This window comes from Sphaerobacter sp., from assembly GCF_019683595.1.
Classification (GTDB): Bacteria; Chloroflexota; Chloroflexia; order Thermomicrobiales; family Thermomicrobiaceae; genus Sphaerobacter.
Window position 1 is genome coordinate 39287 of record NZ_JADGHZ010000001.1, and the last position, 24594, is coordinate 63880.

At 67.7% G+C, this 24594-nt stretch carries 22 protein-coding genes; 4 read left to right on the forward strand and 18 right to left on the reverse strand.

Annotated features, from left to right (window positions below; translation table 11 throughout):
- Positions 1-49 precede the first annotated feature (49 nt).
- Positions 50-1336 (forward strand): ATP-binding protein, encoded by a 1287-nt coding sequence (locus IRZ30_RS00170; RefSeq protein ID WP_294081671.1) that lies wholly within the window; start codon positions 50-52, stop codon positions 1334-1336.
- 29 nt (positions 1337-1365) lie between these two features.
- On the opposite strand, the gene IRZ30_RS00175 is transcribed toward IRZ30_RS00170, so the two are convergent.
- The 4 genes from IRZ30_RS00175 to IRZ30_RS00190 form a co-directional block, all read right to left on the reverse strand.
- Complete coding sequence (locus IRZ30_RS00175) at positions 1366-2025, reverse strand: cyclase family protein (protein WP_294081673.1); 660 nt, start codon at positions 2023-2025, stop codon at positions 1366-1368.
- 21 nt (positions 2026-2046) lie between these two features.
- Entirely contained in the window at positions 2047-2841 is a 795-nt protein-coding gene (locus tag IRZ30_RS00180) for a hypothetical protein (RefSeq protein ID WP_294081675.1), read from the reverse strand.
- A gap of 354 nt (positions 2842-3195) precedes the next feature.
- Positions 3196-4773 (reverse strand): APC family permease, encoded by a 1578-nt coding sequence (locus IRZ30_RS00185; RefSeq protein WP_294081677.1) that lies wholly within the window; start codon positions 4771-4773, stop codon positions 3196-3198.
- 26 nt (positions 4774-4799) lie between these two features.
- Positions 4800-5744 carry a metallophosphoesterase gene (locus IRZ30_RS00190; RefSeq protein WP_294081680.1) on the reverse strand — a complete coding sequence of 315 codons (945 nt, stop codon included), beginning with the start codon at positions 5742-5744 and terminating at the stop codon, positions 4800-4802.
- A gap of 214 nt (positions 5745-5958) precedes the next feature.
- Here IRZ30_RS00190 and IRZ30_RS00195 point away from each other — a divergent pair, with 214 nt between their 5' ends.
- Both IRZ30_RS00195 and ftsH read left to right on the forward strand, forming a co-directional pair.
- The gene (locus tag IRZ30_RS00195) at positions 5959-6528 is read left to right on the forward strand and encodes a cupin domain-containing protein (protein ID WP_294081682.1); all 570 of its coding nucleotides are present in this window, start codon (positions 5959-5961) and stop codon (positions 6526-6528) included.
- A gap of 412 nt (positions 6529-6940) precedes the next feature.
- A complete protein-coding gene (gene ftsH / locus IRZ30_RS00200; protein WP_294081684.1) occupies positions 6941-8899 on the forward strand; it encodes an ATP-dependent zinc metalloprotease FtsH in 1959 nt (652 codons plus the stop codon).
- 76 nt (positions 8900-8975) lie between these two features.
- Here ftsH and IRZ30_RS00205 read toward each other — a convergent pair whose 3' ends face one another.
- From IRZ30_RS00205 to IRZ30_RS00220, 4 genes are all read right to left on the reverse strand, one after another.
- Positions 8976-9791 (reverse strand): purine-nucleoside phosphorylase, encoded by an 816-nt coding sequence (locus IRZ30_RS00205; protein ID WP_294081686.1) that lies wholly within the window; start codon positions 9789-9791, stop codon positions 8976-8978.
- A 12-nt stretch (positions 9792-9803) separates the two neighbouring features.
- Positions 9804-10427 (reverse strand): PH domain-containing protein, encoded by a 624-nt coding sequence (locus IRZ30_RS00210; protein WP_294081690.1) that lies wholly within the window; start codon positions 10425-10427, stop codon positions 9804-9806.
- A 94-nt stretch (positions 10428-10521) separates the two neighbouring features.
- Positions 10522-11352, reverse strand: a complete 831-nt coding sequence (gene recO, locus IRZ30_RS00215; protein ID WP_294081692.1) for a DNA repair protein RecO — start codon at positions 11350-11352, stop codon at positions 10522-10524.
- Positions 11342-11986 (reverse strand): bifunctional 4-hydroxy-2-oxoglutarate aldolase/2-dehydro-3-deoxy-phosphogluconate aldolase, encoded by a 645-nt coding sequence (locus IRZ30_RS00220; protein WP_294081693.1) that lies wholly within the window; start codon positions 11984-11986, stop codon positions 11342-11344. The genes recO and IRZ30_RS00220 overlap by 11 nt, the downstream gene beginning before the upstream one ends.
- Positions 11987-12145: 159 nt before the next feature.
- On the opposite strand from IRZ30_RS00220, the gene IRZ30_RS00225 reads away from it, so the two are divergent.
- On the forward strand, positions 12146-12991 hold the full coding sequence (locus IRZ30_RS00225; protein ID WP_294081695.1) for an NAD(+)/NADH kinase: 846 nt from the start codon (positions 12146-12148) through the stop codon (positions 12989-12991).
- A gap of 46 nt (positions 12992-13037) precedes the next feature.
- Here IRZ30_RS00225 and IRZ30_RS00230 read toward each other — a convergent pair whose 3' ends face one another.
- From IRZ30_RS00230 to IRZ30_RS00275, 10 genes are all read right to left on the reverse strand, one after another.
- Positions 13038-13823, reverse strand: coding sequence for a zinc ribbon domain-containing protein (locus IRZ30_RS00230; RefSeq protein WP_294081697.1), 786 nt, complete (start codon positions 13821-13823; stop codon positions 13038-13040).
- A gap of 71 nt (positions 13824-13894) precedes the next feature.
- Positions 13895-14227 (reverse strand): cyclic-di-AMP receptor, encoded by a 333-nt coding sequence (locus tag IRZ30_RS00235; RefSeq protein ID WP_294081699.1) that lies wholly within the window; start codon positions 14225-14227, stop codon positions 13895-13897.
- Between the two features lie 9 nt (positions 14228-14236).
- The gene (tmk, locus tag IRZ30_RS00240; protein WP_294081701.1) at positions 14237-14875 is read right to left on the reverse strand and encodes a dTMP kinase; all 639 of its coding nucleotides are present in this window, start codon (positions 14873-14875) and stop codon (positions 14237-14239) included.
- Positions 14872-16605 carry a R3H domain-containing nucleic acid-binding protein gene (locus IRZ30_RS00245; RefSeq protein WP_294081703.1) on the reverse strand — a complete coding sequence of 578 codons (1734 nt, stop codon included), beginning with the start codon at positions 16603-16605 and terminating at the stop codon, positions 14872-14874. Before IRZ30_RS00245 ends, tmk begins: the two co-directional genes overlap by 4 nt.
- Before the next feature lie 18 nt (positions 16606-16623).
- On the reverse strand, positions 16624-17661 hold the full coding sequence (locus IRZ30_RS00250) for a hypothetical protein (protein ID WP_294081705.1): 1038 nt from the start codon (positions 17659-17661) through the stop codon (positions 16624-16626).
- A 62-nt stretch (positions 17662-17723) separates the two neighbouring features.
- Positions 17724-18329, reverse strand: a complete 606-nt coding sequence (gene recR, locus IRZ30_RS00255) for a recombination mediator RecR (RefSeq protein ID WP_294081707.1) — start codon at positions 18327-18329, stop codon at positions 17724-17726.
- 99 nt (positions 18330-18428) lie between these two features.
- Positions 18429-20660, reverse strand: a complete 2232-nt coding sequence (locus IRZ30_RS00260) for a DNA translocase FtsK (RefSeq protein WP_294081709.1) — start codon at positions 20658-20660, stop codon at positions 18429-18431.
- A gap of 65 nt (positions 20661-20725) precedes the next feature.
- Entirely contained in the window at positions 20726-22405 is a 1680-nt protein-coding gene (locus IRZ30_RS00265) for a ribonuclease J (protein ID WP_294081711.1), read from the reverse strand.
- Positions 22406-22463: 58 nt separating this feature from the next.
- The gene (locus IRZ30_RS00270; protein ID WP_294081713.1) at positions 22464-23072 is read right to left on the reverse strand and encodes a uracil-DNA glycosylase; all 609 of its coding nucleotides are present in this window, start codon (positions 23070-23072) and stop codon (positions 22464-22466) included.
- Between the two features lie 68 nt (positions 23073-23140).
- Positions 23141-24538: a phosphoglucomutase/phosphomannomutase family protein gene (locus tag IRZ30_RS00275; RefSeq protein WP_294081715.1), complete on the reverse strand. Its 1398-nt coding sequence runs from the start codon at positions 24536-24538 to the stop codon at positions 23141-23143.
- Between the last annotated feature and the right edge of the window lie 56 nt (positions 24539-24594).

The window sequence follows — 24594 nt, forward strand, 5'->3', positions numbered from 1 at the left end:
GGGAGCGCCCCCGCATGGGGCACAGCGATAGGGAGTGGTAGCAGGCCACATGCAGACGCTGACGTCGCCAGGTCCCACAACCCGAATCCTTAGTACGCGCGAGCCGTCGGCCATCGAGCAGACCGGGCTGGACCTCTCGTTCATCAGCGATCTCGCACTCAAGGCCATCTACTACCAGAACGCCATCACCGCGCAGGCCCTGAGCGACCTCTTGTGCCTCCCCTACTTCAACGTGGTGGAGCGAGCTCTCGCGCAGCTCAAGCGCGACGAGATGATCGAAGTCACGGGCTCTCAAGGGTTTGGGGAACTCGCCTACCAGTTCCAAACGACACCGAAGGGCAGCGCCCGTGCGCAGGAACTGGTAGAGCGCAACTCGTATGTCGGCCCGGCGCCGGTGCCGCTGCAGGCCTTCAAGGAGATGGTCGAGCGGCAGTCGATCCGCACGACACGGGTGACACCGGCACAGGTGCGTCGCGCCACGGCCGATCTCATCTTCGATGACGCCGTGCTCGATGCCATCGGGCAGGCGATCAACACCGGGCGGTCGATGTTCCTCTTCGGCGAGTCCGGGAACGGGAAGACGGCGTTGGCCGAGCGCGTGGCGCAGATGCTGGGCGGCCACGTGCTCATCCCCCACGCCATCCTCGTGGACGGTCACATCATCAAAATGCTCGACCTGCAGCACCACGAGCCGATCCCGGCCGCCAACGGCCGCACCGACTACGACCGCCGCTGGGTCCTCTGCAAGCGCCCAACGGTCATGGTCGGCGGCGAGCTGACCCTGGCCAGCCTCGACCTGGTCTACGACCCGGTCTCCAAAATCTACGAGGCGCCGCTGCAGATGAAGGCGATCAATGGGATGTTCCTCATCGACGACTTCGGCCGCCAGCAGATCCGCCCGGCGGACCTCTTGAACCGCTGGATCGTGCCGCTGGAGAAGAGCGTCGACTTCTTGACGCTACACACCGGCAAGAAGATCGAGATCCCGTTCGACGAGTTGATCGTTTTCTCGACGAACCTGGAGCCAAAGGACCTGGTGGACGAGGCGTTTCTGCGCCGCATCCAGAACAAGGTCCGGATCGGCAACCCGACGGTAAACCAGTTCCGCGAAATCTTCCGCCGGCAGTGCGAGGACCTCGGGGTGCCGTTCGATCAGCAGGGGCTCGTCTACCTGCTCCGTGAGTACTACGTCAAGCCGAAGCGACCGTTGCGCTCCTGCCACCCCCGCGACATCTTGCGCACGCTCGTCGGCATCGCCCGATACCTGGATCAGCCCCCGACCCTGAGCCAGGAACTGATCGACCGGGCATGCAACACCTACTTCGTCGACTTCTAACCGGGATCGCTTCTCGGAGAACCAGTCCCTCACCCCGCCGGTAGGAGAGCCTGATCCAGATCCCACGCGAGGGCGCGGACCGGAGCGCCGTCCACATCACCCAGCGCCAGGGGAACGAAGCCGAAACCGTACGTGCGGCCGGCTTCCAACGCATCCAGTCCGCGGAGGTTCTCGACGATGAGCACGTCGCCCCGCAGCAGCGTGTCGTGGACCGTGTTCCCACTGTCGGCGGTCGAATCGACATTCAACGCGTCGATTCCGAAGAGCGACGCCCCCATCGCGACGACCGCGGCGGCCAGCGCGTCGCTGAGGTACGGGTGTCGATAATACGACTCGTCATCCCAGTGCCGGTCCCATCCCGTGCGCAGGATCAGACACCAGCCGGGCTTGAACGCCTCCCGGTAGGGTGCCAGGACGTCCTCCGGGATCGCCTCATTCATCCCGAAGCCCGTCGCATCGACCACCATCCCCGGCAAGATGAATCGCTCGAGTGGGTACTCGCCGATGGGACGCCCGTCAGGGAGAAAGTGGCTCGGCGCATCCACGTGCGTGCCGGTGTGGCTCCCGATCGCGAGCGAACTGACCCGCCAAGGCGGCTCCATCGTCGCGGGCGCGACTTGCGGTACCGGGTCACCCGGGAAGTGCGGCATGCCCGATACGATCCGGTGGCTCAGATCGTAGAGTGCCACCCTCGACTCCTCCCTCCGGTGTCAGTCGCGCCGCACCTCTTCGGGCAACTCGTACCACGGCTTGCGGTCGCCAATCAGCGCACGGAGCTTCCACGCGCGCGTCTTCGGAGCGGCTTCGATGGCTCGCTCCAGCTCGTCCAGCCGACTCGCGATGTCCGCATCATCCGCAAGGCCGTTCGCGCTGAGCGCCTCACGCACGACCGCGATGTTCTTGACCGTGGTGCGGTAGAAGCCCCAGTCGGCCGTCAGAATGGCCAGGAGTCGATCGAGGTTGAACATCTCCTCGTCGCCGGACCCGAGCGGATGATCCCGTAGCAGTGCGATGATGTCCCGGACATCCTTGTCATTGATCTCGTAGATCTGGAGCTTCGTGAGCAGCAGGTCGGCCAGCGGGATCGTCCGGCGCTCCAGGTGCAGCCGCTGCCGCAGGTCGAGCGTATGGCTCATCCGCAGGGTGTCGACGAAGACATCGACCTGTCGCTGGTTCGCGCTATCCCAGAAGTACAGCCGCTGGTGCCCGTGCAGCGTGTTGAACTCGGCGTCCGGCGTGTATCCGAGTTCGACGAAGAGCGAGGGCAGCTCCGCGCGATCACTCCCGAGGGTGATGAAGTCCAGGTCGCCATAGGCGCGCTGGAGCGCGCGGTGCTCGGCACTCGGGCTGTGCATCAGGACGGCCACACCCCCGAGGATGCGCAGGACGATGCCCCGTTCCTCGGCAGACACCAGAATGCGCTCAGCTTCCTGCCGCACATCCTCGAGTGGCTGCTGCACCACGCCGGTCGAACCTTCCACGCCTGCGGTCGCTTGATCACGCATCCCCCACGCTCCGGAGCGCGGCATCTCCTGACTGTCCACGCGGCGCCAGTCTAGGTAGCGTTGCGAGCCGGTGTCAATCCCGCCCGCTCGGGGCAGCAGCCGGGACGCCTGCGCCCAGCATGAGCTTTGACGAATTGACCTGGTATTCCCGCCTGCAGCTCGCTCCGCGCGCATGTCATCTTGAACGGAGCCGGGCGGCGGAGCGACGGATCTCGCGTCGGAGCGGCCACGTGCCGGAGAGATCCTTCGCTGCGCCGGGGGCGGCTGGCCGCCGCCCTCGGCTCCGCTGAGGATGACAGCGAACCGGCGCCGGAGTCGGCTCCGGTGGGTCACGGTCATTCGTCAAACGCCGTGCTACTCCACCGGAATCTCGGCGAAGCGCTTGGCGATATCGACCCCGCGCCGGCGCTGCAGCCCACGCGCCACGGCGTAGATCACCAGGCCACTGAGCAGGATCAGCACGTTCATCAGAATCAGCCCCGGATGCCCGTTCAACCCCGCACTGGGGTCGGTCAGGAACGCCCAGGCCATGATCGCGAGTGCCACGAGCGACAGCGCGCCGACCACGCTCATCACCGGGATCCCGGCCACCCGGGTGTTGACCGGGGACGATTCGAACACGTCGGGGAGCCGGTAGGGAAAGGCGATCGCGGCGATGGAGACGATCATGAACCCGAGGATGAAGCCGAAGATGCCGACCAGGGTCGCAAAGACCGGGATCCAGACGTAGCCCGCCAGCGCCAGGATCGAGCCGGCCCCGACCAAGACGAGCGCGGGCACCGGGGTGTGGTACCGCGGATGCACCCGGCCCAGCGCTGACGGCATCAGACCGTCCAGCGCATAGGCGAGGAGGTTGCGCGACGCATTGGTGATCTGGCCCGGCAGCCAGGTGTACGACTGGAAGATGAACGGCACGAGGATGAAGAATGCGACGAGCGTGCTGCCCGAGCCAAAGGCCGCAATCTGGGTATAGGTGAGTCCCTGCGACGCAGCGAGCTGCCCGATCGTGTCCAGCCCAACCGCGCGATCACCGAGCACCAGCAGCACCAGCAGCACCGCCACGGTCAAGGCAGCGGCGGTCGGCATCGACCAGAGTTGTAGCCGCGATGCACGCTTCACCTCCCCGCCGATGTAGGCCGACGACTGGTTGAAGACGAGATTGATGTAGACCCAGGTGCCCGCCAGCAGTGTCCACTTGATGCTGAAGGGTCCGGTGGCGTACCCGGCTTCGACCGCTGCCTGGCCAAGCCCGCGGAGGGTCGCCTCCCCCAGCCCCTGGCCGAGGCGGTCGATGATCGTGGCGCTGGAGGTTGTCAGCCAGACGATCGCCACGAGCACAAGCGATACGAGCGAGATGATGAAGAGCGTATTCTGGATCCGGAAGTAGAGCCGGAGGCTGCGGGAGAAGACGGCCACCAGTGCCGCGATCAAGACCGCGCCGGTGAGGAACGTGCCCCAGTCGGACGCGAACCACGCGCCGAGATCCTGCATCCAGGCAATCCCGGCCATCTGCCCCAGCGTCGAGAAGCACGGCGCGAGGCCGAACTGCGCGAAGAACGCCGACGGCACCCCGCCGTAGAGGAACCACCAGACGGTGTTGTTCCAGCTCGACATCATGCCCAGCGCCGGGTGCAGAACCCGGCTCACATAGACGTAGTCTCCCCCGGAGCGGGGCATCGCACTGGCGAAGAACGCGAAGACCAGACTGGTTGGGATAACGAGGAGGAACATCAGCAGCGCCGTGAGGTAGAGGTTGGCACCCGGATAGAACGCGGTCGAGAACAGAAACACCAGCATCGTCATCAGGCCAAGCGAGACGAAGTTGATGTTGTAAATCAGGACGTCGAGCGTGCCGGCCTCTCGTACCAGGCCGGTCGCCTTCCGCTGGAAGATTCCGGGACCGCCCATGACAAAGTCGCTCTGCCCCTGCATGTCCGCACCCCTTTCCCCGGTCGAGGCTACCCACTCACCAGTTGATAGGCGGTGACCCGACCGCCCTCGATGTCGATCACGACGCCGTCGAGCACGCCCTCGCTGTACGCGCTCCCCGGGTTGATGCAGAGCGTGCTGCCGATCCGAGCCGCGGCACGCGACTCATGGATGTGACCATGCAAGCTCACGAGCGGTTGATGACGCTCGATAAACGTCCGCACCGCCTGCGACCCAACCGGCACCAGCTTCGGCTCACCCCCCTCGGTCACGACACGCAGGTCGTCGGTGAGTTGCGGCGCGAGGTCCAGCCCGGAGTCGTACGGCGGGCAGTGGAGGTTGAAGATGGCCGGCTTTCCCGGCTCCAGTTCCGTAGCCAGATCCTCCAGCTTCTGGAGCAGGTCCGGCTCGGGCAACTCTCGCGGCGAGTCCCACGGTGTCGGATTCGTCCAGGCACAGGAGAGGATCTGAAACCCATCGTCGTGAACCACGCGCTCCCCGCAGCTCACGACCGGCGGTGCGGCCTCACCGAGCACATCGTCGATGTCCCACTCGTCATCATTGCCAGGCATCACGTAGCAGCGGACGCCGGTCCCGGCGAGCTTCTCGTGGGCCAGGGCGAGCCAGCGCCGCAATTCCTCCCGCATGAGGCATCGGAAGACCTCGTCGCGGTAGCCGTCGTCGACGCGCAGCCGCTCGTACTCGTCGAAGGTGCAGCGCAGCGGGTAAAAGCCGTTGAGCCGCACGCGCCGCTCCAGCTCCTCCAGCTTCGCCTCGCCCTTCGCCTTCTCGTCCTTGCCGAACACGCGGGCGACCCACTCGCCCGGTTTGCGCTCGACGAACGGGACCATGACCTTCCCCGTCAGGTCGCCGCCCATGATCAGGACGTCGGCGCCGTAGAAGGCTGCGGCGTTGAGGAACTTGCGCCATAACCGCTCGGATCCGTGCACGTCACTCGCGTAGAAGAGGCGCACGAGTCACCCTCCTCTGGGGCCGCACGGGTGCGCGCTCTCGGCACTGGCCGCGTGTCAGCGCGACATCGCGGAGCACTCTGTTGACGGTCCTGGTAAACGTTGTTTACGATCATAAAACACCGGTAGTGATTGTCAAGGGGCGACGATGAAGCGCGACTCGGGAGTCGACAGGCCGGCGCCAAACCGTAGCGCAGGCGAAGGGTCTCCACGGGAAGTGAGAGCCGCAGGTCCGAACGGAGGAGGGATCCGCATCGGACAGCGGCTGCGGGCAGCCCGTCAGCAGCGATCCCTCTCGCTGGAACAGGTGGCTCGCCTCACCGGGCTGACCAAGGGCTTCCTCAGCCAGGTCGAGCGGGATCTGGCTTCCCCTTCGGTCGCCTCTTTGCTCGCCATCTGCGACGCCGTGGGCCTCCCGATCGGAGCCCTGTTCCAGCCGGCACAGACCGACCTCGTCACTGCAGAGAACCGGGCGCCGATCAACTTCGGAGGCGACCGCGTCACCGAGTTCCTGCTCACCCCGAGCGGCGAGCGACGGCTCCAGGTGATCGAATCGCATATCGAACCGGGTGGCGGGAGCGGCGACGGGTTGTATTCGCTGCCGGCGGATGCCGAATTCGTGCACGTCCTCGCCGGTCGCCTCGAAATCGAGGTCGATGGAACCCATTACCGGCTCACGGCGGGCGACTCCCTTACATTCTCCGCCCGCGCGCCTCACTGTTGGCGCAATCCATCCCCCCACGAAGTTGCGCATGTCATCTGGGTATTGGTTCCCTCACCGTGGTAGCCGGATCCCGGTGACGTGCCGGCGAACGACGCGCCACGGCGCGTCATATCGGGAAGCCCCCTCCCCTTTTTCCCGGTCCCAACCGGTTGACACATCGCGGTTCACCCGGGCGATACTTATGTTGCCTTGGAGCGGCGCAGACGGCAGCGAACGAGCGGCCCGTCGCGTGCCGGTAAATCACGCGCACTTACGTGATGCGTAAGCTCATCCACTCTCTCGCCGCACATCGCGTGAATCGAGACGGTCAGAAACTCGGTTGGCATTCGATTGTGAATCTGTGTACTATGGGGGCCGGAACGGCCGTGGGCAGGGATTGGGCCGGATTTCGCCAGAACGGGGCAAGCGCGATTTCCACCGCCACTCCTGACCACTTTCGCCAAGCTGAGGCAGGAAGCCTGAGGGACAGATAGGCGTGAACAAGTATCGACGGGGGTTGGCACTTGGCGCCCTGGCGCTGGTCGTGCTCGTTTTCATCGGCGTGGGCATCAGCATGCGCACCACGCCGCAGCCGGTGAACCTCACGCAGGTCTTGACGGACATCCGCAACGGTCGCGTTACGGAGATCCACCTCACCAACGACGGCCAACAGGCCGAGGTTACCTACGCAGACGACAGCAAGACCCGCGTGGCACTGCCAGCGGGGGAGTCCCTGACGACGCTCCTCACGAATGCGGGGATCCCGGTGGAGCGCTGGCCGGAGATCTATCCGGCGGGGAACAGCCTCATCTCCGCCGATCTCATGATCCTGCTCCGCATACTGACTCTGATCGCCGCGGGTGTGGTGATCTTCTTCCTGTTCCGCCGCTTCGGGCCGAGCAGCATCGGCAGCACCACGACCCGCCGCGGCAGCTTCGAGCCGATTCGGCCGGGTGAGCGGGTTATCACCTTCGACGACGTCGCCGGCGCGGAGGAGGTCAAGGAAGAAGTCGCGGATATCGTCGACTACCTCCGCGATCCGGAGCGTTTCCGCCGGCTCGGTGCCCGCATCCCGCGCGGCGTCCTGCTCACCGGACCGCCAGGCACCGGTAAGACGCTCTTGACCCGTGCGCTGGCGGGCGAGGCGCGGGCCTCCTTCTTCTCGGTCAGCGGCTCGGAGTTCGTCGAGTTGTACGTCGGTGTCGGCGCCTCGCGGGTGCGTGAGCTGTTCCGCAAGGCGAAGGAGAACGCCCCGGCGATCATCTTCATCGACGAGATCGACGCCATCGGTCGCCGCCGCGGCCGCATGGAACAGAGCTCGGAATACGACCAGACGCTGAACCAGATCTTGGTCGAAATGGACGGCTTCGAGGAGCGGACCACGGTCGTCGTCGTCGCCGCGACCAACCGCGTCGATATCCTCGACCCGGCGCTGCTCCGTCCCGGGCGGTTCGACCGCAAGGTGGTCGTGGACCTGCCCGACCGGAAGGCCCGCCGCGCCATCCTTGAAGTCCATGCGCGCGGCAAGCCGCTGGCCGAAGATGTCAATCTGGACGAGCTCGCGGCACGAACCACCGGCATGACCGGGGCCGACCTCGCGAACGTCATCAACGAGGCGGCGATCCTGGCTGCCCGCGACCACCGTGAGACGATCACCAAGGAAGACCTGCTCGAAGCGCTCGACCGCACGCTGGCCGGTCCCGCGCGCAACGCGCGTCGCTTCAGCGAGCGCGAGCGGCGTGTGGTTGCCTACCACGAAGCCGGCCACGCGGTGGTGGCTCACCTGCTGCCGCACGCCGACCCGGTGCGCAAGGTCTCGATCGTCTCGCGCGGCCGCGCCGGGGGCTACACCATGATCGTGCCGGACGAGGATCGCGGCCTCTGGACCCGCGCTCAGCTCAGCGACCGGTTGGCGGCGCTGCTGGGCGGGCTGGCAGCCGAGGAGCTGATCTTCGGCGACATCACCACCGGGTCGTCCAACGACCTGGAGCAGACGACGACAATCGCGACGTCGATGGTCCAGCGGTACGGCATGGGCAAGCGCTTCGGCCTGCTCTCGACCGGTGCCGCCAGCGACTTGCAGCAGCTTTCGCCGCAGTCGGCCTACACCGCCGAGCAGGAAGCGCTGGAGCTGGTGCAGCAGGCGCACCAGGTTGCGCTCGAAGTACTGCGCGCCCACGCCGACGACCTGGAGCGCGTCGCGCAGCGGCTGCTGGAAGTCGAGACGATCGACGGGGAGGAGCTGGAGTCTCTCATCAGCCCGCCACGCCAGCTTCCGGTGCGCCCGACCCCGGAGCAGGCACTGCCGACCCCGCTGCACCGGCCGTCGGTCCGCGAAGGCCGGCGCAAGGGACCGGCGCGTCGCGTCGGCCGGGCGATCGGGCTCGTCGCGACCATCACGCGCGACGCGGTCGAATCCCTGCGGGCGGCCAAGCCGCAGATCGACCGCACCTGATCCGCCCCACCATGTTCACGACACGCACAACCGGGCCTCGTTCGAGGCCCGGTTTTCATGTTCGGCGTATCCGCCGCTACTCGCCGCCGAGGCGGGGCAACAGCGCACCCAGGACCGCGCTCAGGCGCTCTGCCGCGCGCGCACCCTCGCGCACGACCTCCTCGTGGCTCGGCGTGGCCGGCTCGTCGGCGACGGCGCGGTTGGTGATCGTCGAGATCGCCAGGACGTCCAGCGCGATCGCGCGTGCCATGACGACCTCCGGCACCGTCGACATCCCGACCGCGTCTGCCCCGATGGCCCGCAAGAAGCGGAGTTCCGCGGCCGTCTCGTAGCTCGGCCCGGCGACCATGGCGTAGACCCCCTCCCGAAACGAGACGCCAACCGCGCGGGCCGCCGAGTGTGCCAGCTCGCGCAGCTCCGGAGCGTAGGCATCCCGCATCGGGATAAAGTCCACCTCCGCGCCGCGCGGCGGAATCAGCGGGCTCTGCCCGGCCAATCCCGGGAGGTACAGGTGGTCGCGGATCAGCATCAGGTCGCCGACCGCGAAGGCGGGATCAAGCCCGCCCGCCGCGTTGGTCAGCACCAGATAGCGCACCGGCGTTCCCTCCAGCGCGCGGATCGGTGCCGCCACCTCGGCGGCCGTAAGCCCCTGGTAGAGGTGGTAACGGCCGAGGTAGACCAGGATCGGCACCCCGGCGAAGCGCCCGACGACCACCTCCCGCGCATGCCCGGCCACGCCAGGCACCCGGAGGCCGAAAAGCTCGTCCATCCCCGCGCGGGCAGCCACGTCCAGTTCCGCGACCACCGGCGCGAGCCCCGACCCGATCACCAGCGCCACTCGCGGCGCAAGGCCACTGGCAGCGAGCAGCGCATGCAGATCAGCGTGGGTCACATCGCACTCCGCTCACCGCGCGCCCGGCCCGAGCAAGGCGGCGCGCTTCTCCAGGTACTCGGACTCCGACAAGACGCCCGCGTTGCGCAGCTCGTTCAACGCGACGAGCAGGCGCGTCACATCCTCGGGCGGAGCAACGCGGCGGTCGTCGTCCCACCCCATCCGGCTGCGCGCATCGAGGATCGCCCGCTTGAAGCGGAACGGGTCCGCGAGCGCGTCGAGCCGGTTGACCCCGATCTCACTCCCGGTCACGATCTCGAGCGTGCCGTAGTTGAACACGCGCCCCATGGCGCTCTGGGTCAGGAGGATGTCGTTCACCTTGTCCAACGAGGAATCCATCACCCGCTTCGTGATGATGCCCTCCACCTGGACGATGCGGGCGGTGGTGACGATGTACTGCTCGCGGTGCCAGGCCAGGAAGCGCCACAGCGCCACGGCGAGTGGGATGATCGCCAGCGCCCCGACGATGATCCCGGCCAGGTTCGATACGGCGCTCCCAAGCCAGACGCCGAGCGCGACCAGCACGGCCGCGGCCAGGATGAAGAGCGCCAGCCGCCCGGCGATGAAGATCGGATGCCGTCGCTCGACGATCAGGATGCGTTCCCCCTCGCCCAGGAGTCCGTCAATGTATGCCACGGTGCCCTCCTCGCGCTGACAGCCTTTCCCGATGCGTCGGATTGCCCTCCGGGGCGATCGGTGCCGGTATGGTAGCGGGCAGCACGGGCTGGGATCAATGGGTGAGCAGGCGCAGGACAGCGAGTGAGCCGAGGTCGCGCTCCACCACCTGACGGATTTGCGCCCGAAGCGCATCCTCGACCTCGCTTCGCAGGGAATCGCTCAGGCGCAGCCGGAACGCTGCCGACGGGTCGCGGTCGATCAGGCGGAGGAACTTGAGCGCATTCACCGAGAGCGGCAACGCCTGCGGCTGCGCCTGCCGGCACGCGGGGCAGAGCACGCCGCCTGCCTCGGCGCTGAAGGCATTCACGACCGGCTGAAGCGTTTCACCGCACCCGGCACAGCGGTAGAGTTCCGGGCGGAACCCGGTCACCGTGAGGAGGCGCAATTCGAAGATCCGGGCAGTCACAAACGGGTCGAGGCCGCGGTCCAGCATCTCGAACGCCGACACCAGGGCATCGTAGGCCGCCGGATTCGGCTGTGCTTCGACCGTCAGCGCATCGAGGAGATCGGCGAAGTATCCCGCGTAGGCGATGGAGATCTCATTCTCGCGCAGCGCGCGGTAGGGCTTCACGAGCTGCGCCTGGGTGATGATATCGAGGTTGCGGCCCTGAGCCAGCAGCAGCGAGGTTCGCGCGCACGGCTCCAGATGGCCGGCCAGCTTACTCTGCGTGCGACGCACACCTTTGGCGACGACCCGCAGCTTGCCATGACGTGCGGTGAAGAGCGTCAGGATGCGATCGGCCTCGCCGAGATCGCGGCGGCGCAGCACCACGGCCTCGGTGCGGTAGAGCCGGACCCGCTCCCGGCGCGGCGCCGTCTCGGATTGGTCGGCGCTGGACGGGCCCGCCGGCGCGTCCGCCACCCGCTCCTCGCTAGGTTCCATGACCGTGCTCCGCTCGGGCACGCGCCACCATCTCCACCCACTGCCGCGCACGCGCCGCCACGGCCGCCCAGTCACCGGCGGCCACCGCGCGCTTGTCGACCAGCTCGCCCCCTACCGCCAGGGCCACGGCGCCGTTAGCCAGGAAGCGCGGCCCCGTTTCCAGCGTGACCCCACCCGACGGGATCAGCTTCACCTGGGGCAGCGGCCCGAGGATGTCCTTGAAGTACTCGGGACCGGCCGCGCGGGCAGGGTTGACCTTGATGTAGTCGGCGCCCTGCTCCCATGCCGTCAGGATCTCCGTCGCCGTGAAGGCGCCGATGACGGAGGGGATGGAGTAGCGGCGGCAGATCTCGATGGTTTCGGCACGCAGGGTCGGCGTGACGATGAACTCGGCCCCCGCTAGCATGGCCGCGCGCGCCGTCTCCGCATCGAGCACGCTTCCCGCACCGACGCGGCAGACATCTCCCAGCGCCGCACGCACCTGCTCGATCGCGCTCCCCGCCTGGCGGTTGGTGTAGGTGAACTCCAACACCCGAATCCCGCCCTCGACGAGCGCCGTCGCCAGCTCAACCGCGCGGCTCAGGTCGTCGAGCCGAATCACTGCAATCAGGCCCGACTCTTCGATCCAGTGCATCCCCGGCACCCCTTCGTTCTCACCAGTTCCCCTCCAAGTGTACCGCGGCGTCGTACCCGGCGCCGCGGTGAAGCGGCACGGGTTCTTGCGGTACCATGGGCAGTGCGACCCACTGTGGAGGTCGCGCGGGATGACTGACTGATGAGAGAGGGGCGACGCATGGCCCGGATCGGCCTGATCGCCGCGCACGGAAAGTCGGAGGCCGAGCGTCTGGCCGCCGAGGTGATCCCGTGGCTGGAGCAGCGCGGGTGCGAAGTGTTGAGCGAGGATGAACTGCGGAGCGGTACCCGGCCGGACGTGATCGTCGCCCTGGGTGGTGACGGTCTGATCATGCGCGTCGCCCACGACCTGCCCGACATCCCGATCCTTGGAATCAACGTCGGCAAGGTGGGATTCCTGGCGATGACCGAGCGGCAGAACTGGCAGGCCGCCCTGCAGGAGGTCGTCGACGGTCGCTACGAGGTGCAGGAGGGGCCGACGCTGGCGGCGACGGTCTACCGAGACGGGCAGGCCATCGTCGACGCCTGGGCCATCAACGACGTGGTTATCCGCTCCGGCATGCAGATGATCGACGTCGAGGTCTACATTGACGAACGTTACGTGAACACCTACCCCGGTGACGGCATGATCGTCGCCACGCCGCAGGGCAGCACGGCCTACTGTATGGCCGCGGGTGGCCCGGTCCTGGCAGCCGGCGTCGGCGGCTTCGCAGTCACGCCAATCTGCGCCCACTCACCGATCCGCACGACCCTGGTCGTCCCCAAGACGACCCTGATCGAACTGGTCCTGGCGAGCGAGCGCGAGGCGCACCTCATCCTTGACGGTGTGCCCGAACTGGACTTGCAGCAGGGCGATGTCGTGACCGTCCGCGACGGGACGCACCGTTTCCGGCTGGCAGTCCTGGAGGGGATGAACTTCTACGACGCGTTCCGGAGCAAGTTCAACTTCATGATCCGGCCGGATGCCGTCCCGACCCTCGGACGACGGGGACGTGAGCGAGCATAAACCCCGTCCGCTTCTCACCCCGCCGTGCCGGTGACGGTCTGCGGGCCTAGCTGCGCGGCCCAGGCTGGGAGACCCCGGCCGGCAACTCGTCGGTCTGCTCCAGAGGGTCCACCGCCGGGGCTTCAGGCTCACCCCAGCGCGCGTCGAACGCGTCGCTGCCGTTATCGTCCGCGGCCGACCGGCTCTGTCCTCGCCAGACCGGCGCTTCCGGCACGTTCGCCATCTCCGAAGTGGCCCGCGCGCGCTCGCCCGTGCCACCGACTGGAGGATCGATCGCGATCGTCGCCTCATCGGGCAGCCGCGACCATCGGCCGGAGAAGCGCTCCCGCGCCCCCTGCACGAGCCGGTTCACCCCGGCCGGTTCCGGCCGCTCCCACGCTGCGGCCTGGCCATGCTCCTCGCTTGGGTACTGCTCCACGCCGCAATAGGGGCAGATTTCCCAGCGAAGATCGATCAAGCGCTCGCAACCGGGGCAGGGCTGGCGGAGTTCCGTCCGGCAGTACGGGCAGTAGACGAAGTCCTCGTTGACGTAGCGCTGGCAGGACGGGCAGAGCGGTAGCTCCTCCAGATCCTGCAGCAGGTACTCCTCCTCCAGCGAACGCTGGAAGGTGTCATCGAGCGTCTCCCGCGGGCGCAGAATGAGGTAGATGAGGATACCGGGAACGAAGAAGAGCACGACGACCAGCGTCGAAAAGATTTGCGCGATCACGCTGCGGCTGCGGCGCTGGATGTCCTGGAACGTCCAGACCACCAGGGCAAACCAGAGCGCGAGCAGGTAGGCACCGCCGAGGGCGACGATGACCTGGACAGCTCGGGCGATGATAGCTTCCATCGAAACTCTCTCCCTCCGTCGGTCGGGAGTGTCACGCGCGGCCGGCTCCGCACCAGCCGGTCGCTCCCCGCCTAGGGGATACGCTCGACGCGCTCGACGTCCAACACGAAGACGGTCGCGCCGCCCACCTGCACCTCGACGGGGTTCGGCACGTAGAACTCTCCGGGCTCCATGATCGGCAGCAGTGGGTTCACATACTGCGTCCGCGTATAGCAGTTCTGCTCAATAAGGCGCAACACATCGGGCACGTACGGATCCTCCACGCCGATCAGGACCGTCACATTGTTCTCTCGCAAGAATCCGCCCGCGCTGTTGATCTGGGTCGAGCGATAGCCGTTTTCCCGGAGCGCCGTCAGCAGGTTGTCGGCATCCTTCCCCTGAATCACCGCGAAAATCAGTTTCATCTGCATCCCCTACTGGCGCCCCGGCGCCGGCGACAATCGCTCAAGCACAACCGCCAGCACCTCCCGCGCCACCGCCTCCTCAGACTGGGCCGCATCGATAATGCGCCACCGCGCCGGCTCGTCGCGCGCCAACGCGAGGAACCCCGTGCGCACCCGCTCGTGAAATCCTAGCGCATCCGCGTCGAGCCGGCTCAGGGGCTCGCCCGAGGCCCGCCGGCGGGCCTGCCCAACCGCAACCGGCAGATCCAACAGCAGCGTCAGGTCGGGCCACAGCCCGCGCGTCGCCCAGCGTTGCAGTGACAGCAACTCATTCGCCGGCAGGCCGCGCCCCGCACCCTGGTAGACCAGCGTCGAGTCGACGAAGCGGTCGCAGAGCACGACCTTGCCCGCCGCGAGGGCGGGCTGAATCACTTCAGCGACATGCTGAGCACGTGCGGCCGTGTTCAGCAAGGCTTCCGTCTCCGGCAGCATAGCAGCGTGTTCGGGCGCGAGCAAAATCTGCCGGATGGCCTCGCCGATCGCGGTCCCCCCAGGCTCGCGCGTGGTGACGACCGAATAGCCGCGCGCCTCCAGTTCACTCGCCAGCCGTCGGATCTGGGTCGACTTGCCCGCCCCCTCCGGCCCCTCGAACGTCACGAACAGGCTCACGGAAGACCGTCCCGGCGGAAGATCTCGACGTAGCGCTGGGGCTCGCGCCCGCGGCTGCGCGAGGCGAGGTTGTAGCGTTCAGCAAGCTGGTGCTGCAGCCGTCGGACGTGGGAAGCCTGCGGCCGCAGGTCGACGCTGGAGACCTCGCCGCTCAACACGTCGTGGATCGCGGACTCGGCCTCGAACATGGCTGCCGCCAGCCGATCCTCAGGCACCTCCGCCTCCTCGTCATCCCACCGGTCCGAGCCACGCTCAGCGTCCTGGCGCATCACACTGCTCTGCAGTTGCTCGGCGAAGAGGGATCGGAGCAGATTCGCCATCTGGACGATGGTGTTGTTCCGCAGCACGTAGATCGGGATACCTCGCGCTTCCGCCTCCCGCAGCGGCTGCGGCCGCCGCCGGTAGTAGTTCTTGAGCGTGACCACTACGTCCGCGTCGCGCAGGTCACGAACGACCGTCGCCGGCGCGGCCATCTGGTGGATCGCCTGCTCCAGACGGTTGCGGCTCACGCCGAACGGAAACACGCGCGCGGGGCGGTCCGGGGTTCCCCGGCCCGCACGCAGGACGTCGCGCACCACCGGTGCGGGCTCTTCGCCCGCCTGAGGTATCGGCTCCGGTCCCCGCCGACGGGTCGGCCGCCGTTCCGTGTCCGCGGCGTGTTCCGCCTGGTACGGCTGCTCGTAGGTGACCGTTACCGTGCCGTCCGGCGCGCGCTGCCGAACCTCGACGCGCAGCGGCTGTCCGCGCAGGATCGCGTCGACTGCGCTGGCCACGTCGCGGTACACTGCCACCCGGTCCCGAGCCTGAATCTCGACCATCATGGTGAAGGTCGGCGGCGCCTTGCGCTCCAGGATCGACTTCTGCGTCCCGCGGCGACGCGCCTCCTCGTCGCTCAGCGTCACCGACTGGATCCCGCCGATCAGATCGGACAGCGTCGGGTTCATCATCAAGTTCTCGAGGGTGTTCCCGTGCGCCGTCCCGACGAGCTGCACACCGCGCTCGGCGATCGTCCGCGCCGCGGCCGCCTCCAGCTCGGTGCCGATCTCGTCGATGACGATGACCTCGGGCATGTGGTTCTCCACGGCCTCGATCATCACCGCGTGCTGCAAGGCCGGCGTCGGCACCTGCATGCGGCGCGCGCGGCCGATCGACGGGTGGGGAATGTCCCCATCGCCCGCGATCTCATTGCTCGTGTCGACGATGATCACCCGCTTGCCCAGGTCGTCGGCCAGCACCCGAGCCGTCTCGCGCAGCATCGTCGTCTTGCCGACGCCGGGCCGACCGAGCAGGAGCAGGCTCTCGCCCGACTCCACTAGATCGCGCACGATCCCGATCGTCCCGTAGACCGCCCGCCCGATCCGGCAGGTCAGCCCGACGATCTGCCCGGAGCGGCTCCGGATGGCGGAGATGCGATGCAGGGTCCGCTCGATCCCGGCCCGGTTGTCGTCGCCGAAGCGGCCGATGCGCTCCGCGACGTAGGCGATGTCCTCGCGCGTGACCTCGCGGTCCGACAGGTACACCTCACGGTCCGGATAACGCGCCTCAGGGGGCCGTCCGAGGTCCAGGACGATCTCGATGAGCTCCTTGCGTTCCTCAGGCGTACTCTCCGCCTCGAGCGCCTCCACCACGTGGGGCGGTAAGACCGCGAGCAAGTCCTCCAGGTTGTCGGTGATCTCCTCGCCGAACGGCGCCGGCGATTTCGTCGCGGATGTGGTCCTCCAGGTTGTCAAGTGCAATCCACTCCGTCGCTATACCATCAACGTCCCTGATGTGACGCCATCAGCCGGCGGCGTCGTGCCTGTGCTGGAATACGAAGGCAGCCGCGCCGAAAGCCGCTCCCCGACTTCCGGCACCAGATGCAGCGGCCGGGCCTGACTCGTGCGCACCGGCACCGCCGTGTACCGCACCATCCGCGCCTGGCGCCCGTCGACGGAGAATCCCACCGCCTCCAAGTGCGAAATGTACTCGCTATGATAGTCGGGCACGCCCACCCAAACCTCGTCGTGTTCCCCGGCGCCGGACCGCGCCAGCGCCCGCGGCACCAGATCCCGCAAGAGCTCCGCCTCACCCGGCTGCGCCAGCACGTCGACAACATGCTGGTGCCCGCGAGACGTCACCCGGCAGTACGCCACCGCCTGGTGATCGCGTTCGACCAGGAAGCCACGCACGCGCCAGGCCGCACGCCGGCCCACGTCCCAATGGTTGGTCGTAAACGCCTCGGCGAACTGGACCGGCTGCGGGGTCGCCCGCTGGTACAACTGCTGCAGGGCCCAGGCATCACTCGGTTCCTGCTCTCGAATCGCCGTCCCATTCAACGCACCTGGGCCGACACCCGGTGCCACCAGCGTGGTCTGGTACGCGTAGATGGTGAAGTTCGCGCGCAGCAACGCCTCCAGGGCCGGGCCATCCAACGGCGCGCATGCGTGTAGCCGCTTGGCGCCGGATGCCCCGGCCGCGCGTATCGCCGCGATCAGCAGCGCCTCCCACACGTCGACCAGCAACTCGGTCTGCTCCGGGACGGAGTCCGGCCCTGCCGCGAGCGCGGCGATCACCCAGCGATAGTCCCGCGGCTCCGGCTGAATCTCGACCGCGGCGCGGAGGCCCTCGCTGGCCGTGGCGATGTACCCGCGCCAGAAGCGGCGCGTCACGGGCAGGCTCGCCAGCACCCCAGCCCCCATCGGGCCTACCGGCGCACCGCCGTCGCCGAGACCCAGCGGGATTCGCTGTAGCGCACGGAAACCGGTCAAATCGCGGATGCCGATGGGGCGAACGGTCAACGTGGCCATGATGCGTCTACCCCCGTGCAGTTCGGCTCCTGCCGGAGCCCGGCACCCCGCGCCGGGAGGGCTCAGAGCGCGCGACGCCCGGCAAGCGCTCGCCCGAGCGTCACTTCGTCGGCGTACTCGAGGTCGCCCCCTACCGGCAGCCCACTGGCCGGGCGGGTGACAGTGACGCCGAGCGGGAGCAACTGCCGCGCAATGTACATGGCGGTGGCATCCCCTTCAATATTCGGGTTCAGCGCCAGAATCACCTCGTCGGGCGGGTCCGCCTGTACACGCGCGACCAACTCACGAATTCGCAATCGGTCCGGGCCAATTCCATCGACCGGCGACAGGACGCCGTGCAAGACGTGATACAGCCCGTTGTACTCGCCGGTCCGGTCGAGCGCTACCACATCCAGCGGCTCCTCGACCACGCAGATCGTGCGGCGGTCTCGCTGTTCGTCGGAGCAGATCGGACATGGGTCGTGCTCTGTGATGTTGAAACAGATCGAGCAGAGCACGATCCGCTCCTTGACCTCGAGGATCGCCTCCGCCAAGGCTACGGCTTCCTCGCGGTCGCTCCGCAGGATGTGGTAGGCCAGGCGCGATGCCGTCTTCGGGCCTACCCCGGGCAACTTGCCGAATTCGTCAATCAGTTTGGCAACCGGTTCTGCTGTAACCCGAGATCGCACCCGTTCCTCACGATCCGTATGGCGTCGCACCGGCTATGAGTATACCAAACGGCTCATTTCCCCCGCCGCGCCGCCGCCAGCGGACCATCGGCGCGCATCTTACTCCTCGTCCGTGATGTAGACCGGTCGCCCGCGGGAGCCGTCCGCCGGGCCGACGTAGCCGAGTTCTTCCATCTGCTCGATCAGACGCGCTGCGCGGTTGTAGCCGATGCGCAAGCGCCGCTGGAGCATCGAGGCCGATGCCGTCCCCTGCTGGCGCACGATCTGAAGCGCCTGCTCGAGCAGCGGGTCTTCCCCCATTTCGGCCGGCTCCTCGGTCTCCACGTTCACCCAGTTCGGGTCGTACTGGTGGTTGGGAGCCACCTTCCGCCAGTGACGAACCACGTACTGCAGATCGCGATCCTCGATGAACGACCCCTGGACGCGGTGCGGCTTGGCGGCATCGGGAGGCAGGAAGAGCATGTCACCCTTCCCGAGCAGCCGCTCCGCCCCCGGCAGGTCGAGGATGACCCGGCTGTCCGTCACCGAGGTCACCGCGAAGGCAATACGTGCTGGAACGTTGGCCTTGATGAGCCCGGTCAACACATCGACCGAGGGGCGCTGCGTAGCGATGAGGAGATGGATCCCGGTCGCGCGCGCCATCTGCGCCAGGCGCACCAGCAGCGTCTCGACCTCCTCCGGCGTGGTCATCATCAAGTCGGCCAACTCGTCGATGATGACTACCAGGTAGGGCATGATCTCAAGGCCGGGGTCCTCCTGGCGCCGGAGGTTGTAGCCGTCGATGTTCCGCACACCCAGCGCGGCGAACTGCTGGTAGCGGCGCTCCATCTCCTCCAACACCTTGCGGAGCGTGCCGACCACCTTGTCCATGTCGGTCACCACCGGGCACTTCAGGTGCGGCACGCCGTTGAACCCGACCAGCTCCACCTTCTTCGGGTCGATGAGCACCATCTGGAGTTCGGTCGGGCGGCGCGTGAGCAAGAAGGTGGCGATAATGCCGTTGATGCAGACCGACTTCCCGGAGCCGGTCGAGCCGGCGATCAAGAGGTGCGGCATCTTGGCCAGGTCGCCGATGACGTAGCGCCCGTTGACGTCACGCCCGAGCGCCAGCGGCAGCTTCGCCTTGGAGCGCTGGAAGGCCGCCGACTCCAACGTCTCGCGCAGGCCGACGGTCAGGACGCTGGAATTGGGCACCTCGATACCGACGCGGGCCATCCCGGGGACGGGTGCCTCGATACGGATCGACGGTGCGGCCAGCGCTAGAGCCAGATCGTTCTGCAGTTCCGTGATGCGCCGCACCTTGACACCCGGCCCCGGCTCAAGGGTGAACATGGTGACGGCCGGACCGGGAAAGATTTCCCGCACGTGGGCGTCGACCTTGAAGTTCTTCAGCGACTCCTGGATCAGAGCCGCCTTGCTCTCCAGCTCGCCGGGATCCGGCGTCCCGCCGTCGTACAACGCGAGGCGCTTGATGTCCGGCAACGGTAACGGCGCGAGCCGCGTAGGCTCCCCCTCCTGCTTACCTGACGCCGGGGTGGCCGCCGCGGACGCGGGCTCTTCGGCCTTCGCATCGGCTGGCTCCGTCTTGGGCAGGTTGATCACCGGGCGCGGCGGCGGGGCGGACTCCGCTGGCTCCTCCGCCACCGGTTGTGCGGCCCGGCGTTTCGGTGCTGCGGGCGCGGCGGGTGGCGACGCTGCGCGCACGGCCGCGCGGGACGCCCGCAGGCTGCGCCATGCCTGCACCGCGCTCAGGAGATCCATCCCCGTGAGGAGGTAGACGCCCACGATGCCGACGGTGAAGGCGATGATAGAGGCTCCGGCGTGGCCGGCCGCCGCGCGCGCCAGCTCGCCCAGGCCGCTGCCCAGGTGGCCACCGGCCTGCTCCACCGTCGGCGCCCCGATCAGGTGGAGGAAGGTGACGACGGCCGCGGTGAACAGCAGGTATCCGGTTATCCGGCGGCGGCGCGCGCCGTCACCACCCGGCACGAACAGCTCGATCGCCAGGCCCGCCAGTCCCACCGGCACCAGGAATGCTCCCCGGCCGAGCAGGGCACGCAGCCAGTCACCCAGCACGCCGATCAGTCCCTGTTGGTCTGCCGGCAACACCAGCGGGAGGGTGAGGAGCACCGCCATGGCGAGGGAGAGAACGCCCAGGACTTCCCGTTGCAGGCGGCTCGGCACCTCCCAACTCGCGAACCAGGCGCCGACAGCCCGGAAGCCACGCCAGACCAGCATGAGGGCGGCGGGCGGCGTCGACCGACTGCTTCCCTTCCGGCGTGCCGTGCTCTTCGCCTGCGGCTTCTTCCGGCGCCCCTTTGCCTGCGCTGCCATCGCCCCCTCCGTGTACGTGCGTCGTGTTCGTACGCATTATAGCACCGAGGGGCGGATATTCAGCCCTAGACCTCGAGCACGACGGGGAGAATCACCGGGCGGCGTCGCGTCTGTTGGTAGACGAACGACTGCACCGTCTCGTGGATCGCACGCGTCGCCGCGAGCCGGCCGTGGCTGGTATGCCCGTTCTGACCCAGCACCTGGCTGAGGTGGTCGCGCGCGGCCGTCAGGAAGGCGGTGCCCACGCCATCGGGAAGGAAACCACGCCCGACAATCTCCGGCCCGGCCACCACCTGGCCCGATTCCCGGTCGATCGTGACGACGATCAGGAGCACGCCGTCCCGCGCCAGGAGCCGCCGATCGACGATCGTCCTGTCTCCCGCCTCGCCGACCGACAGCCCGTCGACGTAGACCGTCCCGCTCGGCACACTGCCGGCGATCTGGGCCGTCTCCCCGTCGAAGCGGAACACCGTGCCGACATCGCCGATCACGATGCACTCGTCCGGAATGCCGACGCTGCGGGCCAGATCGGCGTAGAGATACAGGTGGCGCGGCTCACCGTGGAACGGAAGGACGAAGCGCGGCCGCACGAGGTTGAGCATCATGCGCAGCTCATCCTGGCTGGCATGCCCCGACACGTGGACCGGCGCGTGGGCGGCGTAGATCACCTCCGCCCCCTGCTTGAAGAGCTGATTGATGAGCCGGTAGACCGACGATTCGTTGCCGGGGATGGGCGTCGCCGAGATCACCACCGTGTCGCCCGGCTGGATGCGGATCTCCTTGTGGTCGCCCCGCGCGATGCGGCTGAGCACCGCCATCGGCTCCCCCTGGCTCCCGGTGCAGACGTAGACGACTTGCTCCGGCGGCAGCTTCGCCGCCTGCGACACGCGGATCAGCGTGTCGGGCGGCGGTGTAAGGTAACCCAGCTCCAGCGCCACGCGGACGTTGTTCTGCAGCGACCGGCCGACGCAGGCCACCCGCCGCCCATGCCGGTGTGCGGTCGTCAGCACCTGCTGCACGCGTGAGATGTTCGAGGCGAAGGTGGCCACGATCACTCGCCCCGGTGCGCGGCGCAGCACGTCGTCGAACGTCTGCTCGACGACCCGCTCCGAAGGCGTGGTCCCGGGGGACTCAACGTGAACACAGTCGCTGATGAGGAGCAGCGGCTCACGGCGCCCAAGCTCGCCGAGCTTCGCCATGTCCGTCAGCCGGCCGTCGACCGGCGTCTGATCGAACTTGAAATCGCCGGTATGCACTACCAGGCCGACCGGCGTCTCGATCGCGAACCCCACCGCGTCCGGAATGCTGTGGCTCACGCGAAAGCACTCGACCGTGAAACACCCTGCGGGGATGCGTGGGTCCTCTTCAGGGACGATCAGGCGCAGGTCCGCCCGGTCGAGCATCTTGCGCTCCCGGAGGCGATTCCGCAGCAATCCCTGGGTCAGCCGCGTGCTGTAGACCGGAGCATTGACCGCTTCGAGCAGGTAGGCGAGCGCGCCGATGTGATCTTCGTGGCCGTGGGTGATGAAGATCCCGCGGACACGGTCCGCGTTTTCGCGGAGGTACGTGATGTCGGGCAGGAGGAGGTCCACGCCGAACATGTCCTCCTCCGGGAACCCGACGCCGGCATCGATGACGATCATATCGTCACCCGACGCCAGCACGAGCATGTTTTTTCCGACCTCACCGAGCCCGCCGAGGAACGTGACGTCGAGGTGGTGGGCGTTGTTCAACCGGGAATGCACTCCTTCTCCGTCGATCCCGCGCCGGGAGGCAACCGGACCGAACCCCGCGGCCGACGTGTTAGAAGAGCCGCATCTGCTGTGGGGGCGGGGGCGCGTCCTCCGCCGCCGTCTCGCGACGGACCTCCTCCAGGATCTGCGGCAGCTTCGCCATGTCGGCCTCGATGGTCGCGCGCAACGAGGACTGGTGCAGCGCTGCCGCAGGATGGTACATCGGCACCACCACCACATCGCCAAAGCGGCGCGGCTGGCCGTGGATGCGTGAGATACGCTCGTTCGGGAACCAGCGGGCCATCGAGAAGCGGCCGAGCGTCACGATCACCTTAGGCTTGATCGCGGCGATCTGCGCATCGAGGTAGGCAGAGCAGGCGGCGATCTCATCCGGCAGTGGATCGCGGTTGCCGGGCGGACGGCACTTGACAACGTTGGTGACGAAGACCTCGTCCCGAGACAGCCCGATGCTTTGCAGCATTTCGTTCAGGAACTGCCCGGCGGCGCCGACGAACGGGAGCCCCTGGCGGTCTTCGTGCCAGCCCGGCCCTTCGCCGATGAACATGATCTCGGCGTTGGGGTTCCCGTGTCCCGGGACCGCGTTGGTCCGCATGCGATGCAATTCACACTGCGTGCAGACACGTACTTGCGCCGCGATCGTGTCCAGACTCGCTGTCAAGCTCGCCTCCTCACAGCGTCCGTCTCACCGGGATAACAGTATACGTCCACCTGCGGGCCTACGGCGATTCAGATCCCGAGGAATTCCCGGCCCGCTGCCAGCAACGCATCGACGTCGTCCGGGGAGCGCGCTTCGGCATAGAGGCGCAGGAGCGGCTCGGTCCCGGAGGGCCGCAGCAGGAGCCAGCTCCCGTCCTCGAATTCCAGCTTCACGCCGTCGATATCGCGCACCCCGGCCAGCGGCAGCCCAGCCACCCGGGAAGGCCACTCGCTGCGCTGGACCTGGGCCACGATCTTCGCGGCAACGTCCGGCGCCAGCGGTACATCCACCCGGCGGTAATGCCACGGCCCGATGGCCGCCTCCAGGTCAGCCAGCAGCGCCGACAGCGGCTTCCCGGATTGCACCACGTAATCGAGCAAGAGCAGCGCTGCGAGGAGACCGTCGCGCTCCGGGAGGTGGAACCCGAAGGCATACCCACCGCTCTCTTCCCCGCCCAGGACCGCTCCCTCGTCCTGCATCGCTTCGGCGATCCGGCTGAACCCGGTCGCGGTTTCAACCACGGGCACCCCGGCCCGTTCGGCCAGGCGGTCGACCATGGCGCTCCCCGTCACCGACTTGACAATCGGCCCGCGCGCCTTTCGCACCTCCAGCACGTAGCGCGCGAGCAGGCCGAAGACGTGCTGCGTCGAGACGTACTCGCCCCGCTCATCGACGACCCCGACACGGTCACCGTCCCCGTCGAAGGCAACCCCGAGGGTCGCCCCGCCGTCTGCCACGACCTTCTTGAGACGCGCCAGGTTGCGCTCGACCGGCTCCGGGCCCTTCAGGCCCGGGAAGAGCGGATTGTGCGCGGCGTTGATCTCGATCGTCTCCGTGGCGTCCCCGTTGAGGAGCATCGGCAGGAGGCCGGCCGCCGCTCCGAACATCGCGTCAGCGACCACCGTCAGACCCGCCGACAGGATACGGGGAAGGTTCACCGCCGCTCGTAACCCCGCCAGATAGTCATCCGTCGGGTCGATTTCGACGACCTGCGCGGCGGTTCCGCCTGACTCCCGATCCGCGCCGAGCAGCGCCTCCACCCGGCGCACCAGCGCCGGAGGCGCCGACGCCCCGGCTGCGGTCTTCAGCTTGATCCCGTTGTAGAGCGGAGGATTGTGGGACGCGGTGATGACCAGGGCTCCGTCAGCGCCGCGCGCCGCCGTGGCCCAGCTAATCGCCGGCGTCGGCAGCGGTCGCCGAGCGAGCTGCACCGACACGCCCGCGGCAGCCAGCGTCTCGGCAGCCGCCCGCGCAAAGGCGTCCGAGGCGAAGCGCCGGTCGTACCCGACCACGACCTGCGGCCGGCGATCCGCAATCTGCTCGTACAGCACAAGGGCATAGGCACGCGCGACCGCGCGTACCGAGGCAAAGGTGAACTCATCGGCGATGACGGCTCGCCAGCCGTCCGTACCAAACTGTATCGCCACCCCGCATCCGTTCGCTGTGCCTGACGCCGCCAGCACAACGAGTCAGGCTAGCACAC

Coding starts and splice junctions, on each gene's coding strand:
- IRZ30_RS00180 (WP_294081675.1), bottom strand. CDS start 2,841: ATGCGTGATCAAGCGACCGCAGGCGTGGAAGGTTCGACCGGCGTGGTG.
- recO (WP_294081692.1), bottom strand. CDS start 11,352: ATGGAACCTAGCGAGGAGCGGGTGGCGGACGCGCCGGCGGGCCCGTCC.
- IRZ30_RS00185 (WP_294081677.1), bottom strand. CDS start 4,773: ATGCAGGGGCAGAGCGACTTTGTCATGGGCGGTCCCGGAATCTTCCAG.
- IRZ30_RS00170 (WP_294081671.1), top strand. CDS start 50: ATGCAGACGCTGACGTCGCCAGGTCCCACAACCCGAATCCTTAGTACG.
- IRZ30_RS00250 (WP_294081705.1), bottom strand. CDS start 17,661: ATGGCCACGTTGACCGTTCGCCCCATCGGCATCCGCGATTTGACCGGT.
- IRZ30_RS00220 (WP_294081693.1), bottom strand. CDS start 11,986: ATGCACTGGATCGAAGAGTCGGGCCTGATTGCAGTGATTCGGCTCGAC.
- IRZ30_RS00235 (WP_294081699.1), bottom strand. CDS start 14,227: ATGAAACTGATTTTCGCGGTGATTCAGGGGAAGGATGCCGACAACCTG.
- IRZ30_RS00230 (WP_294081697.1), bottom strand. CDS start 13,823: ATGGAAGCTATCATCGCCCGAGCTGTCCAGGTCATCGTCGCCCTCGGC.
- IRZ30_RS00260 (WP_294081709.1), bottom strand. CDS start 20,660: ATGGCAGCGCAGGCAAAGGGGCGCCGGAAGAAGCCGCAGGCGAAGAGC.
- IRZ30_RS00225 (WP_294081695.1), top strand. CDS start 12,146: ATGGCCCGGATCGGCCTGATCGCCGCGCACGGAAAGTCGGAGGCCGAG.